We start from the raw sequence: 16,090 nt of genomic DNA, 5'->3' as shown, positions 1-16,090 counted from the left end.
AAGCATGACAGGCTACGCGGTTGCCACCAGCGAAGGTGCTGCAGGCACACTGACAATTGAAATCAAGAGCGTCAACTCACGCTTTCTCGACCTGCAATTCCGGATCAACGACGATCTGCGGGCCCTGGAGCCTGACTTGCGCGCCGCCGTCATGTCCGCCATCACGCGCGGCAAAGTCGAGGTACGCCTGAGCTTTGGCCGCAAGGCCGCCACAAACGGCACGCAGGCGCTGAACCTGCCCCTGCTGACCGAACTGGCGCGCCTGCAAAACGAAGTGGGCCAGCATTTTGTCTCCGCCCCCGTCATGACGGTGGCCGAACTGCTGCGCTGGCCTGGCGTCATCGAAGAAGCGCAAGTGGGACAGGAGTCCCTGCAGGCGGACGTGGGCGCGCTGACCAAACGCACCGTGGCCGCCTTCGTCGACAGCCGCAAGCGCGAAGGCGCCGCGCTCGAAGCGGTGCTGGTGTCGCGCATCGAAGCGATGGAAGCCATCGTCAAGCGCATCACGCCCCTGATTCCGCAAGTGGTGGCGGCCTTCCAGCAAAAAGCCATCGAGCGCATGCAGGACGCGCTGGGCCTGGCCAGCCAGGGCTCGAATTCGGCCCTGTCGCGCCAGGACGCCATGGAACGCATCCGCCAGGAAGTCATCCTGTACGGCATCCGCATCGATGTATCGGAAGAACTGGCGCGCCTGTCGGCCCACCTGGGCGAAACGCGCCACATCCTCACCAAGGGCGGGCAAGTGGGCAAGCGCCTCGACTTCATGATGCAGGAACTGAACCGCGAAGCCAACACGCTGGGCGCCAAGGCGTCCGTCAAGGAACTGGCCGACGCCTCGATGGACTTGAAACTGCTGATCGAGCAGATGCGCGAACAGGTGCAGAACCTGGAATAAACCCCGTCAGGCCAGGCGCGCTCCGGCGCGCCCCTGGTCGCTGGCGGCGATGACGACGCAGGCGACAAACAGCACGATGCTGTATTCCACGCCGCCGGCGCCATGCTCGCCCACGAACCAGCCCTTGGCCGCATGCACGATGGCGATGCCGCCGATGCAGATCACCATCAGCCCGGCCGCCGCCCAGCGCGTGTATTTGCCGACGATGAGCAAACTGCCGCAAACGATCTCGACGACGGTAATCGCCCACACCACGGCCAGGCCGTAAATAAACCCCTTGTCTTCCAGGAAACCGGCAAAGCGGGGAATGGTGCCATTGGCGATGCGCGTGATGGCGTGCGCCATGAACATCACGGCGATGGCCACGCGCAACAACAACATGGCCTGGGCGGAACTGAGAAACGGGAAATTCTTCATGCGCGCATCCTGTCAGTAGAATAGTTATTGAGAAAAAACCATCCAAATTAGATAACTATTTCCTCAGGATAACAAGCAAAATATGCACAAGCGGGGCGGCGAGGCGCATCGCGGGGCTGGCTCGCCGCCTTGCCTCTTGGTAAAATACCGAATTGGGCGGCGCCCACGCAAGCGCAAACGCCGCCATCACACGCAAATGGAAAGATCCGCATGAGCCACCCTACCGCCTTCTCCGGCAGCCTGTTCGTGGTCGCCGCGCCCTCGGGCGCCGGCAAATCGACACTGGTCAATGCATTGCTGGCGCAAGAGCCCGGCATCAAATTGTCGATCTCGACCACTACGCGCGCGCCCCGTCCGGGCGAGCAGCACGGCCGCGAGTACTATTTCACGACGGCGGAAGACTTCGTCGCGCGCGCCGAACAGGGCGAATTCCTGGAATGGGCGGAAGTGCATGGCAATTACTACGGCACTTCGCGCATCATGGTGGAGCAGCAAATGCTGGCCGGCACCGATATCCTGCTGGAAATCGACTGGCAGGGCGCGCGCCAGGTGCGCAAGCAATTCCCCCGCGCGGCCGGCATTTTCATCCTGCCGCCATCGATCGATGCGCTGGAAGAACGCTTGAACAAGCGCGGCCAGGACGAGCCGCACGTGATCACGCGCCGCCTGCTGGCGGCCGGCGGCGAAATCGCACACGCTCCCGAGTTCGAGTATGTTATTATCAATGAAGAGTTTACGGTCGCTTTGTCCGAACTGAGCGCGATCGTGAGAGCGGCCCGTTGCCGGTTTGCGCAACAAGCGGCCCGCAACGCATCGCTATTCGCCCAGCTGGGCCTGCACGCAGAGTAATTCGCCTGCACGCCAGTTCACACAGCACCACGCAAAAATTTTAGGAGTTACTATGGCCCGTATCACAATCGAAGATTGCCTGAAGCAGATCCCTAACCGTTTCCAGCTGACCCTGGCTGCGACTTATCGCGCACGTCAGTTGCTGCAAGGCCACACCCCTAAGGTGGAAGCCAAGGACAAGCCTACCGTTGTTGCACTGCGTGAAATCGCTGCCGGTAAAGTCGGCATCGAAATGCTGAAAAAGGTCCCGATGTAAGTGGGAACCCGCGTGCCGGAACAGTGCTGACCCCTGGTTCTACCGTATCCTTTATTCACACTGTGAAGCAACGCGACGTTTTATGAGTCTGACCCCAGCCGACACGACTTCCGCAGCATTGCCGCCCCTGGCCTCGCGCCAGGCGGCAAAATCGCAGGGCGCAACCACGCCCGGCGTCGGCACGTCCGGCAGCAACATCCCCGCAGTACCGCCAGCGCCCGCCCTGGGCGTGGCCTCCGTCAGCCACCTGGCCGACAAGCTGGCCGAATACCTGTCTCCCGCCGACCTGAAGAAAGTCAAGGAAGCCTACCGCTTCTCCGACGAAATGCACCTGGGCCAGATGCGCCGCTCGGGCGAGCCGTATATCTCGCATCCGATCGCCGTCGCGGAAATCTGCGCCGACTGGAAGCTCGACGCGCAAGCCATCATGGCCGCCCTGCTGCACGACGTCATGGAAGACCAGGACGTCAAGAAGGAAGAATTGATCGAGCGCTTCGGCGCGCCCGTGGCGCACCTGGTCGACGGCCTGTCGAAGCTGGAAAAGATCGAATTCCAGAGCCAGATCGAAGCGCAGGCGGAAAACTTCCGCAAGATGCTGCTGGCCATGGCGTCCGACGTGCGCGTGATCCTGATCAAGCTGGCCGACCGCCTGCACAATATGCGCACCCTGGACTTCATGACGGCGGCGAAAAAACGCCGCATCGCCAGCGAGACCATGGAAGTGTACGTGCCGATCGCGCACCGCCTCGGCCTGAACAACATCTACCACGAGCTGCAGGACCTGTCGTTCTCGCACCTGTATCCGATGCGCTACCGCACCCTGGCGAAAGCCGTCAAGGCGGCGCGCGGCAACCGGCGCGAAGTGGTCAACAAGATCATGGAAGCCGTAAAAAGCACCTTGTCCATGGCCGAGCTCGATGCCGACGTCACGGGCCGCGAAAAGACCCTGTACGACATCTATAAGAAGATGCGCAGCAAGCACTTGTCGTTCTCGCAAGTACTGGACGTGTACGGCTTCCGCGTGGTGGTGGGCAGTTTTGCCGACTGTTACGTGACCCTGGGCACCCTGCACAGCCTGTACAAGCCCATGCCGGGCAAGTTCAAGGATTACATCGCGATCCGCAAGCTGAACGGCTACCAGTCGCTGCACACGACCGTCATCGGCCCCTACGGCACGCCCGTCGAATTCCAGATCCGCACGCAGGAAATGCACCGCACGGCCGAATCGGGCGTGGCGGCGCACTGGCTGTACAAGAGCGGCGAATCCAACCCGTCCGACCTGCAGCAGCGCACGCATGCCTGGCTGCAATCCTTGCTCGACATCCAGCAACAGACGGGCGACTCGGCCGAATTCCTCGAACACGTCAAGGTCGACCTGTTCCCCGACTCCGTCTACGTGTTTACGCCGAAGTCGAAGATCATCGCCCTGCCGCGCGGCGCCACGGCCATCGACTTCGCCTATTCGATCCATACGGGCATCGGCGACCAGACCGTGGCCGTCAAGATCAACAACGAAACCTCGCCCCTGCGCACCGAGCTGCACAACGGCGACATCGTGGAAATCATCACCGATTCCTCATCGCGCCCCAGCCCGACCTGGCTGTCGTTCGTGCGCACCGGCAAGGCCCGTTCGGCCATCCGCCACCATTTGCGCACGATCAACCTGCCCGAATCGATCGCCCTGGGCCAGCAACTGCTGTCGCAGGCGCTGCACGCGCTGAACATTGACGCCGACCTGCCGGTGCCGCTGGTGGAACGCCTGCTCAACGAATCGAGCGCCAATTCCATGGACGAGCTGTACGCGGACATCGGCATCGGCAAGCGCATGGCCACCCTGGTGGCGCGCCACATCTTCGGTTTGATCGGCGGCGAAGCGGCCAGCATGCCCGTGGAACACAATAGCGGCAGCGAGCTCGACCCGGTCACCATCTGCGGCAGCGAAGGCGTCTCCGTGCAGCTGGCGCCATGCTGCCTACCGATTCCTGGCGACCAGATCATCGGCCAGCTGCGCCGCGACCAGGGCTTGCTCGTGCACACGAGCGACTGCTCGCAAGCGAAGCGCCAGCGCGCCAAGGAACCGGACCGCTGGATCGCAGTACGCTGGGGAACGGAACTGAACCGCCGCTTCGACTGTCGCATCAAGGTGCTGATCAACAGCGAACGGGGCATCCTTGCCAGAGTCGCCGCCGAAATCGGCGAATCGGACGCCAACATCATCTACGTGGGCATGGACGAAGACAAGGATAACGTCCTCGACCAGCTGCGCTTCACCGTGCAGGTAAAAGACCGCGTCCACCTGGCCGCCCTGCTGCGCAATGTGCGCCGGGTCGCCGGGGTCAATAGGATATTGCGCGAGCGCAACTAGAAAACGGCTGGCCAGATTCTCTGCCCAGCCGTTTTTTCATGCGGAACACATCAGTTCAAGTCTCCCCCGGCGCCGGATACGTCACTTCCAGCAATTCCAGTTCCTGCTCGCCCAGCGGCGTGTTGAGGGTGATCACGTCGCCTTCGCGCGCCTTGGTGATGGTGCGGGCCATGGGCGAGACCCAGCTGATCTTGCCGTTCAAGGGGTCGAATTCATCGATGCCGACGATGGTGATGGTGTGCGTTTCGCCGTCGCTCGTGCGGTAGGTGACCGTGGCGCCGAAAAACACCTGGTCGTTGCCATGGTGCACGCTGGGGTCGACGATGGCGGCCAGATCCATGCGTTTCGTCAGGAAGCGGATGCGGCGGTCGATTTCGCGCAGGCGCCGCTTGCCGTAGATATAGTCGCCATTTTCCGAACGGTCGCCATTCGACGCCGCCCAATGGACGATGCGCACCACTTCCGGACGGTCGACGTCGATCAGCTGCAGCAGCTCATCCTTGATGCGCTGGTAACCGGCCGGCGTGATGTAGTTCTTGGCGCCAGCGGGAATGGCCAGCGCCAGCGCGGCCGCTTCCTCATCGTCGTCGTTGTCGGATTCTTTTACAAAGGCTTTATTCATCTGTCTATTGTAGCCCCGCCAGGGAGCCTCGGGCACACGGGATGCGGGGGCAAACGGGCTTTTTTGACGTATCATCGTGGCAATCGCGGCAAACCTGCGCCGCACACGGAGACGGATGAAAAAATTCTACAGAGTCAGGCGCTGGCTGTTCGCGCCGCTGGTCTACCTGGCCGCCATCTTCCTGCTGATCGAGGAATGGCTGTGGGCGACGGGCGCACGCATCATGCAGGTGGTGGCGCAATTTCCGCCCCTGCATGCGCTGGAAGCGTGGATCAAGCGCCTGCCGCCATACTGGGCGCTGGCCATCTTCGTGCTGCCGGCCGTGCTGCTGTTCCCCGTCAAGCTGCTGGCCCTGCTGGCCATCGCGCGCGGCCATGCCTTTTCCGGCATCGGCGTGATCGTCATCGCCAAGCTGGGCGGCGCGGCCGCCGTGGCGCGCCTGTACAGCCTGACGCGCCCTACCCTGCTCAGTTTGCCATGGTTTGCACGCTGGCATGGCCTGTTCATAGAAACCAAGGACCGCTGGATCGCCCGCCTGCGCGCCACGCGCCCCTGGCGCCGTGTCAGCCGCCTGTCGGCCGCGCTGGGCCGCGCCCGCCGTGCCTGGTGGCAACGCTTGCGCAAGGGCACGCCAGGACGCCATAATTCGCGCCCGGCCAGGGTGCTGCGCCGCTTCGCCGCCTTCTGGCGCGCCCGCCGCTGATGAAGAAAGGCCATTCCATGCACGACACTCCCCGCCTGGCCCCCGCCATGCGCGCGGCGGCGCCGGAAATCTACCTGTACGACGCGGCCAGCTTGCAATTGCTGGACGCCAACGATGCCGCCTGCGACAACTTGCAGTATGCGCGCAAGGAATTGCTGGCGATGACACCCTTCACCCTGGCGCCGCAGCTGGACGCGCAGCAACTGGCCGCCGTGCTGGCGACCCTGGACGACAGCATCGGTGCGCAAGCCCTGCTGCACGTGCAGCAGCGCCGCCGCGACGGCAGCCTGTATTCGCTCAGCCTGCACCTGTCGCGCGCCAGCCGCCACGGACGCGCCCTGCTGCTGGCCGAGGGCGAAGACTTGCGCACGCCGCAGGCGACGGCCGCCGCCCTGGCGCAGGTGCAGTCGCGCTTCAACGCCATCGTCTCGAATACGCCGGGTCTCGTGTACCAGTTCTGCCTGCATGCGGATGGGCGCGCCGCCTTCCCCTACCTGAGCGATGGCTGCCAGGCCCTGCTGGGCTTGGGGCCGGCGCAGCTGCACGCGCGCCCGGAACTGTTTTACCAGTTGATCCTCGCCGACGACCGCGCCTCGTATCTGGAATCGATGCAAGCGTCGAAAAACGCCTTGTGGAGCTGGAACTGGGAAGGCCGCATCTGGATCGATGCCTGGAAGGATGTCAAATGGATCAACCTGCGCTCCACGCCGCGCGCGCTGGCCGACGGCACGGTGCAGTGGGAAGGCATCATGACGAATATCACGGAAAGCCGGCTGGAACAGAGCGAAGTGCGCCAGTCGCGCGCCCGCCTGGCCGAGCTGACGGCGCATATCGACAAGGTCAAGGAACACGAACGCACGCGCTTGGCGCGCGAATTGCACGATGACCTGGGCGGCAATTTGACGGCGATCAAGATGGCGCTGGCCATGCTGGCGCGCCGCCTGCCGCCGGACGACCAGCAACTGCAGGAAAAGGCCGACTATGTCGATGCCCTGGTCGACCGCAGCATCGACGCCGTGCACCGCATTTCGCTGGACTTGCGCCCCTCCATGCTGGACCTGGGCCTGGTCGCCGCGCTGGACTGGCAAGTGAAGGAATTCGCGCGCCAGGCCGGCATCGAATGCCAGTTCATTTCGAACCGCCAACACATCGAACTGGAGCTGGACCAGGCGACCAGCCTGTTCCGCATCGCCCAGGAGGCGCTGACGAATATCGCCAAGCATGCACAGGCGAGCAAGGTCAGCGTGCGCCTGGCGCGCCAGCGCCAGCATATCAGCCTGTCGATCGCCGACAATGGCGTCGGCATGCGCCTGTCCGACCGCGCCAAGCCACAATCGTTCGGCATCCGCGGCATGGCCGAGCGGGCCAGCGCGCTGGGCGGCACCCTGAGCCTGATGGACGGGCCGGACGGCGGCACCATCCTGAGCATAAAAATCCGGCTGACCACGCCGCGAGAGGCGATAATAGCGGCTGCAGCCAGTGCGCCCGCGCACAGCGGGCCGCCACCAGAAGCGGCCAGTGGGTGAATTAGATAGGAAACAACGCAGTCATGAAAGAAAAAGCCACCATCCGGGTATTCATCGCCGACGATCACGCGATCGTGCGCGAGGGCTTGAAGCAAATCCTCGCCGATACGAAGGACATCATCGTGGCCGGCGAGGCCGAAAATGGCCACGACGCCATCAAACTGTTCCGCGGCTCGAAATGCCAGGTGTTGCTGCTCGACATCTCCCTGCCCGACCGCAGCGGCATCGAGGTGCTCAAGCAGATCAAGAAGGAAAAGCCGGAACTGGCCGTGCTGATGCTCTCCATGCACCGCGAGGACCAGTACGCCATCCGTTCGCTCAAGGCGGGCGCGGCCGGCTACCTGACGAAACAGAGCGCGCCGCGCGAACTGGTCACGGCCATCCGCCAGGTGGCGCAAGGCTTGAAATACATCAGCGCCTCGCTGGCGCAGGAACTGGCCAACACGGTGGGCGACGACCACGAAACGGCCTTGCACGACACCTTGTCGGACCGCGAATACCAGACCCTGGTCATGATCGCCTCGGGCAAGGCCGTGGGCGCCATCGCCGAAGAGCTGAAATTGTCCGTGAAAACCGTCAGCGAATACCGCGCCCGCCTGCTCGTCAAGATGAAACTCAAGAACAGCGCCGAACTGACGCATTACGCCATCCGCAACCAACTGGTGGATTGACGGCAAAGCGGCATGCCCGCTGGCATCGGGCGAATTGACAGGACTTATCCTTGCTTCTCGCACAATAAGTTCTTTGCCAACTCGCATATCATGAGGATAATTAGAAATATCTAAAAAGGCTGTGCCTACATGTCCAGTAAATTGCCAACTTCACCAGCAAGCGCTCCCGCCGGCGCCACGCATACCGCCGCCGCTGCGGCGATGAACCCTGCCGATATCGCCCGCGAAGCGTTTCGCCGCCTGGCCACGCGCCGCATCGCCCCGACGCCGAGCGCCTACCGCGATATCTACAATGAAATCGCCGGCATCAGCGAACCGGCGGAGACGCCAGGCGCGCCTGCCGCCGTGCTGGCCGCCAGCGCTCCCACGGAGAGTGGCGCGGAAAACGTCCTGACGCAGTTTGCCGCCAAGATGAGCGAATCGGCGGGCGAACTGGGCGACTTTGGCCGGCGTTTCCAGCGCGCCCTGAAAGCGCGCGACTGGGACAGCTACGCGCGTACCCTGGCGCAACTGGCGGAAAAACAGGTGAAGAAAGGCGGCGGCATCGAATTGCCGCCTCTGCCGGACGGCGAACAGACGCGTACCCTGCGCGAGTTGCTCAGCCGCACCCTGGGCTTTGCCGTCGCCACCTTGCTGACCGGCACGCCTGCGCTGGTGGAAGAAGCCGAATCGCTGGGCGCGGCCATCAAGCTGGCCCACACGGAAGAAGCGCTGAACGAAGCGGCGCTGCGCCTGAAACAGCTGTGCTACCAGATCGAGCTGAAGAGCGGCGATACGGCCGAGCAGCAGGAATTGCTGCTGCGCCTGTTCAAGTTGCTGCTGGACAACGTCAGCCAGTTGCTCGACGACGACAGCTGGCTGCGCGGCCAGGTCGATGCCGTGCAAAACCTGATCGCCGGCCCGCTCGACCAGCGCGCGCTGGAAGACGCCACGCGCAGCCTGAAGGAAGTCATCTACAAGCAAGGCCAGCTCAAGCACAGCCTGTCCGACGTCAAGCTGACGGTCAAGAACATGATGATGACCTTCATCGACCGCCTGGGGCAAGTGGCGGCCAGCACGGGCGACTTCCATGAAAAGATCGGCGGCTATTCGGAAAAGATCAGCCAGGCGGAAAATATCAGCGAACTGAACAGCGTTCTCGACGAAGTCTTGCGCGAGACGCGCATGGTGCAGAACGAAGCCTTGCGCGCACGCGACAAGATGGTGCTGGCGCGCCAGGAAGTGCAGGATGCGGAACAGCGCATCCACACCCTGGAAGCCAAGCTCCAGCATATGAGCGAACTGGTGCGGGAAGACCAGCTGACGGGCAGCCTGAACCGCCGTGGCCTGGACGACGTGTTCGAGCGCGAGACGGCCCGCTCCGACCGCCGCGGCACGCCGCTGTGCATCGCCATGCTGGACCTGGACGATTTCAAGCGCCTGAACGATACCTACGGCCACCTGGCCGGCGATGCGGCCTTGAAACACCTGGTGAAGATCGTCAAGGAAACCCTGCGCTCGATGGACGTCATCGCCCGCTTCGGCGGCGAGGAATTCCTCATCCTGCTGCCGGAAACCACGGTCGAAGCCGCTTCGTCGACGATGACGCGCTTGCAGCGCGAGCTGACCCGGCATTTCTTCCTGCACGACAACGAAAAAGTCTTGATCACCTTTTCCGCCGGCGTGGCCTTGCGCCTGCCCAACGAAGACCAGGCCGAGCTGGTCAAACGCGCCGACCGCGCCATGTACCAGGCCAAGCAGACGGGCAAGAACCGCGTGGTGGTGGCCGACTAAGCCCGGTCCGCTTCACGCCATGCCGTCCCGCCAGCCGGCCGGACGGCATTTTTCATGGCAAGAACAACAACAATCCTTCCCCCTCCGGCACGCTGCCAGCCTGCGCAGCATATAAAAATAAAACTATTTTTACCCTCAAGTTTCTTTAAATCGTGTCGTTTAGCGCGCGCCCAGCGGCAAACTGAAGGGCTGAAAATTAAAATTTAAAGCGTTTTTCGCCATAAATTTTCCCGCAGAGCAACCGTTACCCTAAACAACAGCGGCTTGATTGTCCCGGAACAGCGGGGCAGGCCAAAGTGACTAGCACATAGCGCAATGTAGTACCTGTCTGGAGAATTATCATGGCTGCAGTAATTAACACCAACATCGCTTCCCTGAACTCGCAACGCAACCTGTCGACCTCGCAGTCGGCCCTGACCACCTCGCTGCAACGCCTGTCGTCAGGCATGCGCATCAACAGCGCCAAGGATGACGCCGCTGGCCTGGCGATTTCCGACCGCATGACGTCGCAAATCCGCGGCATGACCCAAGCGACCCGCAATGCCAACGACGGCGTTTCGCTGGCGCAAACGGCCGAAGGCGCGTTGTCCACATCGGGCGACATCCTGCAACGTATCCGCGAACTGGCCGTACAATCGTCGAACTCGACCAATACCGCCAGCGACCGCCAAGCCTTGCAAACAGAGGTTGGCCAACTCGGTTCGGAACTGAACCGCGTCGCCCAAACCACCCAGTTCAACGGCCAGAACTTGCTCGACGGCACCATGGGCACGGCCAACTTCCAGGTCGGTGCAAACGCCAACCAGCTGATTTCGGCCAGCGGCGCCAACTTCCTGACCAACACCTATGGCGATAACCGCGTAGAAAACGATGCTGTAGCCGTTATCGCTACATCAAACGTGACTGCCGGTTCGGTCAAAGTGGACGGCTCGCTGGGCAGCGCGACAATCACCACGGCGACCACCGACACGGCAAAATCGATCGCTGCCAACGTCAACAAGGCAACGGCGACCACCGGCGTCACGGCAACGGCAAAAACCGATATGTCGCTCAAATTGGGCGCCTCGGAGTCGTACTCGTTCACGATCGCCTCGGACAATACGGCAGCAAACGCCGTGACCGTCTCCTTCTCCATGGGTAACGGCACCACGGCTAGCGACTATGCATCGGGCATCAATGCGATCAATGCCCAGACCTCCAAGACGGGTGTTACGGCACAGTATGACGCCACCAATAGCGGCATCAAACTGACCAATGCCTCCGGCAACGATATTAATCTGGTCAATACAAAAGCGACGAACAACACGGTTTTCACCGCATCGACCTATAAAGTCGACACGCCAACAGTGAAAGATGCGCTGACGACCTCGTTCACCGCTTTGAACGTCGCCAACGCCACTGCAGTCGCAAACGGACGTCTGACGTTCGACTCGGAAAAAAGCTACCAGGTCACGGACACCACGTCGGGCCTGTTGCCCGCAGGTACAGGTGGCACCAAGGGCGCGTCCGTGTTGAAAGACGTCGCCTCGCTGGATGTGACGACCTTCGACGGCGCGCAGCTGGCCCTGAAAATCGCCGACGCCGCACTGGCTTCGGTGAACAGCCAACGCGCGCAGTACGGTGCTTTGCAGTCGCGCTTCAGCTCGGCCATCTCCAACTTGCAATCGACGACGGAAAATCTGTCCGCGTCGCGCAGCCGCATCGTCGATACCGACTTCGCTGCGGAAACGGCCAACATGACCCGCGGCCAGATCCTGCAACAAGCTGGTACGGCCATGCTGGCACAAGCAAACTCGCTGCCAAACGGCGTCCTGAGCCTGCTGCGTGGCTAATCCCTGATTAGTAGCGCAACAGCGTAGGACTCTGATTCCCCTGCCGGATTTTTTCGGCCGGGGAATTTTCACTAGGAGAGCACCATGACTATCGACTCGATAGCGGCCGCCTCCGCGGCCAGGATAGACAAGAGTTACGTGTCTGCGGACACGCCGCCGGCGCGTCCGGCAACGCCACGTTCAGCAACGGAAAACGGCACGGCTGCACCACAGCAAGCAAGCAAGGAACCCAGCCGCGAGCAGTTGAACAAGGCGGTATCGGAGCTGAACCAGTCGTCGCAAATAAAAACGCAAGGCATTGAATTTTCCATCGACGAAGACAGCCAGCGCACGGTGGTCAAGGTCATCGACCAGGAAACCAAGGAAGTGCTGCGCCAAATTCCCACCAAGGAAGCGCTGGAACTGGCCAAAACCTTCGACTCGGCCAAAGGCTCCCTAATCAGCCAAAGCGCATGAAAATCGGATTGCACACGGGCACACAATTGAGTGACAGTGTACATCAGCATCACACCGGGGCCCGATAGCCTGCCTATCCGGCCCCGTCTTTCATTGCAACAAAAGCAACAACCTTCCATCCCTTCCCCGATTTTCTGTTCCCGCTGAAAACAGCGCGGTAAATCCCCCTCTCAAGTCTTGATTGATTCTGCCGATAACAGCTTATATTAGCGTTTTCCTAGGAGCATTCAGTGGCTATCACACCTACACTATCATCGGTTGGCATCGGCGCCGGCGCCAGCGGCTTGGACGTGGGCGCCATCATCGACAAGCTGATGACCGCGGAAGCGGCGCCCCTGGATACCTTCGACAAAAAAACAGCTTCCTACCAGGCCAAGCTCAGCGCGCTGGGCACTCTGAGCGGCGCCGTCAGCACCTTCCAGGGCTCGCTGTCGGCGCTGACCAATTCAAACAACTTCCGCGCCGTCAGCGCCACGCCGTCCGATCCGCTGGTGCTGTCGGCCAGCGCCGGCGCCAAGGCCGTCGCGGGCAACTACAACATCAACGTTTCCCAACTGGCCCAAGCGCAGACGCTGACGTCGGGCGGCATGGCCAGCAAACTGTCGACCATCGGCAGCGGCGCCAAGACCACGGTTTCCTTTCAGCTGGGCTCGCTCGCCGGCGGCACTTTTGGTGTAACGGGCACGGCACTGGGCGGCAGCACCCTGCTCACGGGCGTGAGCAACGGCTCGCTGAGCATCAATGGCACGGCCATTCCGACGGACGCCAGCACCAAGAGCGCACGCGCGCTGGCGGACGCCATCAATGCCAAGAGCAGCACCACGGGCGTCACCGCCACGGCCCAGCCAACGGCCAGCAACGCCAGCATGTTCAGCGGCTTCGGCAATATTGCCACCGGCGCAGACGGCACCTATGCGCTGTCGGTCGGCGGCATCGAGATAGTGACTCAGGGCAATGGCGTCGCCGCAGGCGGCGGCATCACTGCCGCCTCGCTGGATACGACACTGGCAGGCCCGAATGCCGTCTCGAATGCGCTGGCCGCCGCGAATATTACCGTCACCGGCAAGGCGGCCGACGGCACCCTGCAATTTACGCGTGCCGATGGCTCCAACCTCAACATCGAAGAAGTGGTCACGGGCAGCGTCATGGGCGGCATAGGCCATGCATCCAATGCCACCAACGACGGCTCGAATGTCACGCTTGCAAGTTCGATCACGTTGGCCTCGGGCAATGCCAGCCCCATCACCGTCGCCGGCAGCAATCCGGCTGCCGCCGGCCTGGCGGCCGGCACGGGCGGCGCTTACATGAATACGAACTTCACCCAGGATGGCACGCAGGCAACGGGTTCGGTGGTGATCGACGCCACCAACAACAGTTTGCAAGGCATCCGCGACGCCATCAATAACGCAGGCTTGGGCGTCACCGCCAGCATTGTCTCCGACGGTAGCGACAAACCGTATCATCTGGTGCTCAGTTCAAGCAAGACGGGCGCCAATTCCGCCATGAAGATTTCGCTCAGCGGCAGCGATGGCCAGCCGGCCGACAGCGCCCTGAGCAATCTGCTGTCGTACGATGCGGGTGGCACGCAAAACCTGAAGCAGAACAGTGCGGCGCAAAACACCAATTTCAGCGTCAACGGCATTGCCATCACCAGCAGCTCGAACAGCGTTGATTCGGCGATCGAAGGCGTCACCTTGAGCATTTCAAAGGTAGGCAATTCCAGCTTATCGGTGAGCAAAGATACAACAACGGTCAAGACCAGCATCACCGCCTTCGTCAAGGCCTACAACGATCTGAACACTTCGATCGGCAAGATGACAGCCTTCAATCCCGACACCAAGAAGGGCGGCGTTTTGATGGGCGACTCGACCGTTCAATCGATCCAGAGCCAGTTGCGCAGGCAACTGGGCGCGCCGATTACCGGTTTGAGCAGCAGCATGAATACCTTGAGTCAGGTGGGTATTTCCTTCCAGAAAGATGGCAGTCTAACACTGGATTCAAGCAAACTCGACAAAGCGATCAGCGCCAACTTCGGCGATATCGCCGGCCTGTTTTCGGCCATCGGCAAGGCCACCGACAGCAACGTCGCCTTCACCAGCTCGACGGCCGCCACCAAGCCAGGCACCTATGACCTGAGCATCACCACCATGGCCAGCCAGGGTTCGCTCACGTCCGACGCCGTGCTGCCCGCCAGCACCACGATTGCCAGCGACACAACCTGGAATATCACCCTGAACGATACGGAGCCATCGGCGGCCAAGAATACGGCCCAGGTGACGATACCAGCTGGCACCTATACGCCCGCGCAGATGGCATCGCTGATGCAATCGTCGATCAACGGCGTGAAGGCTTTTTCGGACAATGGCGCGACGGTCTCCGCCTCGATCGATGGCACCGGCAAACTGGTTTTGGTGTCGAGCCGCTATGGCTCCGTCTCGAACCTGGCACTGAGCAACAGCACGGGAACCGGCACGGAAGTCCTGTTTGGCGCGGCCAAGCCCGTCAAGGGGGCCGACGTGGCCGGCACCTTGGGCGGCCAACCCGTGGTCGGCTCCGGCCAGACCCTGACGGGCGCGCCCGGCTCGCAGGCAGAAGGCTTGAAGATTGAAGTGACGGGCGGCACCACCGGCTCGCGCGGCACCGTCAGCTTCTCGCAAGGCTATGCCTACCAGCTGAACAACCTGGCCACCTCGTTCCTGGGCACGGGCGGCGTGATCACCGGGCGCACGAGCGGCATCAATGAAACCCTGAAGTCGGTGGCGGCGCAGCGCGACAAGTTCAGCGCGAAACTGACCGACATCGAAGCGCGCTACCGTGCCCAATACTCGCGCCTCGACGTGACGCTAAGCAAATTGCAGTCCACGCAAACCTATCTGACCCAACAGCTGGCGTCCATCGCCGCCAACCGTTAAGCGCTATTATCAGGAGAATATATGTTTGGAACCCAACAACGCGGCGTCAACGCCTATGCCAAGGTCGGGCTGGAAACGGGCATCGTTTCGGCCTCGCCGCATAAGCTGATCGTGATGCTGTACGACGGCGCCCTGGTGGCCGTGCTCAGCGCGCAGATGCACATGAAATCGGGCAATGTGCCGGAAAAAGGCAAGGCCATCTCGAAAGCCATCCAGATCATCGACAATGGCTTGCGCGCCAGCCTGGACAAGGAAGCGGGCGGCCAGATCGCCGAAGGCCTCGACGCCCTGTATGAATACATGAGTGCGCGCCTGCTGACGGCCAACCTGCACAACGATATTACCCTGCTGGAAGAGGTGCAGCGCCTGCTCACCGACTTGCGCGAAACCTGGAACGCCATCGGCGCCACTCCCGCCGCCATGCCTGGCGCCGATCTGAAACGTATGCCCAGCCTTGCGAGCGCCTGACCCATGATGACGAATCAAGAAGTCCTGACCACCTACGAAGCCATGCAGACCCTGACGGGCCAGATGGTGACCGCCGCCACCAACGCCGACTGGGACGCGCTCGAAGCGCTGGAACAGCGCATCAGCACGCATGTGGCCGCGCTGAAGGCGAATGAAGAAAAAGTCGTGCTGGAAAGCGCTGGCCGCCAGCGCAAGGTCGCCCTGATCAAGCAGATCCTGGAAGACGACCGCAAGATCCGCGACCTCACCATGCCGTGGATGGCGCAATTGTCCAAGCTGATCAGCAGCACCGGCACCGAGCGGCGCCTGGCAAACGCCTACGGCGCGTAAGCGCCCACGGGGCAA

15 protein-coding genes are annotated in these 16,090 nt (G+C 62.0%); 13 read left to right on the top strand and 2 right to left on the bottom strand.

Features of this window, described 5'->3' with window-relative positions; all coding sequences use genetic code 11:
• Positions 1–4 precede the first annotated feature (4 nt).
• Positions 5–895, top strand: a complete 891-nt coding sequence (locus OX459_RS04135) for a YicC/YloC family endoribonuclease (RefSeq protein ID WP_289903925.1) — start codon at positions 5–7, stop codon at positions 893–895.
• A gap of 6 nt (positions 896–901) precedes the next feature.
• On the opposite strand, the gene OX459_RS04130 is transcribed toward OX459_RS04135, so the two are convergent.
• Positions 902–1,312 (bottom strand): DoxX family protein, encoded by a 411-nt coding sequence (locus OX459_RS04130; RefSeq protein ID WP_251350732.1) that lies wholly within the window; start codon positions 1,310–1,312, stop codon positions 902–904.
• A 210-nt stretch (positions 1,313–1,522) separates the two neighbouring features.
• Here OX459_RS04130 and gmk point away from each other — a divergent pair, with 210 nt between their 5' ends.
• The 3 genes from gmk to OX459_RS04115 all read left to right on the top strand — a co-directional run bounded on the left by gmk (position 1,523) and on the right by OX459_RS04115 (position 4,782).
• Positions 1,523–2,161, top strand: a complete 639-nt coding sequence (gene gmk, locus OX459_RS04125) for a guanylate kinase (RefSeq protein ID WP_099666877.1) — start codon at positions 1,523–1,525, stop codon at positions 2,159–2,161.
• Between the two features lie 52 nt (positions 2,162–2,213).
• Positions 2,214–2,417 (top strand): DNA-directed RNA polymerase subunit omega, encoded by a 204-nt coding sequence (gene rpoZ / locus OX459_RS04120; RefSeq protein ID WP_010400723.1) that lies wholly within the window; start codon positions 2,214–2,216, stop codon positions 2,415–2,417.
• 82 nt (positions 2,418–2,499) lie between these two features.
• Entirely contained in the window at positions 2,500–4,782 is a 2,283-nt protein-coding gene (locus OX459_RS04115) for a bifunctional (p)ppGpp synthetase/guanosine-3',5'-bis(diphosphate) 3'-pyrophosphohydrolase (RefSeq protein WP_289903921.1), read from the top strand.
• 55 nt (positions 4,783–4,837) lie between these two features.
• Here OX459_RS04115 and greB read toward each other — a convergent pair whose 3' ends face one another.
• Positions 4,838–5,404 (bottom strand): transcription elongation factor GreB, encoded by a 567-nt coding sequence (greB, locus tag OX459_RS04110; protein WP_289898644.1) that lies wholly within the window; start codon positions 5,402–5,404, stop codon positions 4,838–4,840.
• 115 nt (positions 5,405–5,519) lie between these two features.
• Between greB and OX459_RS04105 the strand changes: the two genes are divergently transcribed.
• From OX459_RS04105 to OX459_RS04065, 9 genes are all read left to right on the top strand, one after another.
• Positions 5,520–6,107 carry a hypothetical protein gene (locus OX459_RS04105; RefSeq protein ID WP_289903920.1) on the top strand — a complete coding sequence of 196 codons (588 nt, stop codon included), beginning with the start codon at positions 5,520–5,522 and terminating at the stop codon, positions 6,105–6,107.
• Between the two features lie 17 nt (positions 6,108–6,124).
• On the top strand, positions 6,125–7,633 hold the full coding sequence (locus tag OX459_RS04100) for a PAS domain-containing sensor histidine kinase (RefSeq protein WP_289903919.1): 1,509 nt from the start codon (positions 6,125–6,127) through the stop codon (positions 7,631–7,633).
• Between the two features lie 23 nt (positions 7,634–7,656).
• Positions 7,657–8,304, top strand: a complete 648-nt coding sequence (locus tag OX459_RS04095) for a response regulator transcription factor (RefSeq protein WP_077407788.1) — start codon at positions 7,657–7,659, stop codon at positions 8,302–8,304.
• A gap of 201 nt (positions 8,305–8,505) precedes the next feature.
• Positions 8,506–10,077: a GGDEF domain-containing protein gene (locus tag OX459_RS04090; protein WP_077407790.1), complete on the top strand. Its 1,572-nt coding sequence runs from the start codon at positions 8,506–8,508 to the stop codon at positions 10,075–10,077.
• Between the two features lie 341 nt (positions 10,078–10,418).
• Positions 10,419–11,909: a flagellin gene (locus OX459_RS04085; RefSeq protein WP_289903918.1), complete on the top strand. Its 1,491-nt coding sequence runs from the start codon at positions 10,419–10,421 to the stop codon at positions 11,907–11,909.
• A gap of 84 nt (positions 11,910–11,993) precedes the next feature.
• Positions 11,994–12,365, top strand: coding sequence for a flagellar protein FlaG (locus tag OX459_RS04080; protein ID WP_289903917.1), 372 nt, complete (start codon positions 11,994–11,996; stop codon positions 12,363–12,365).
• A gap of 230 nt (positions 12,366–12,595) precedes the next feature.
• Positions 12,596–15,277 (top strand): flagellar filament capping protein FliD, encoded by a 2,682-nt coding sequence (gene fliD, locus OX459_RS04075; RefSeq protein WP_289903916.1) that lies wholly within the window; start codon positions 12,596–12,598, stop codon positions 15,275–15,277.
• 21 nt (positions 15,278–15,298) lie between these two features.
• A complete protein-coding gene (gene fliS / locus OX459_RS04070) occupies positions 15,299–15,745 on the top strand; it encodes a flagellar export chaperone FliS (protein WP_289903915.1) in 447 nt (148 codons plus the stop codon).
• A 3-nt stretch (positions 15,746–15,748) separates the two neighbouring features.
• The gene (locus tag OX459_RS04065) at positions 15,749–16,075 is read left to right on the top strand and encodes a flagellar protein FliT (protein WP_099377935.1); all 327 of its coding nucleotides are present in this window, start codon (positions 15,749–15,751) and stop codon (positions 16,073–16,075) included.
• Positions 16,076–16,090: the final 15 nt, after the last annotated feature.

The sequence above is a fragment of the Janthinobacterium sp. SUN026 genome (assembly GCF_030397625.1).
In the GTDB taxonomy this organism is placed as follows: domain Bacteria; phylum Pseudomonadota; class Gammaproteobacteria; order Burkholderiales; family Burkholderiaceae_D; genus Janthinobacterium; species Janthinobacterium kumbetense.
The sequence above is the reverse complement of the archived record's forward strand: the minus strand, read 5'-3'. Positions and strand labels throughout refer to the sequence as shown.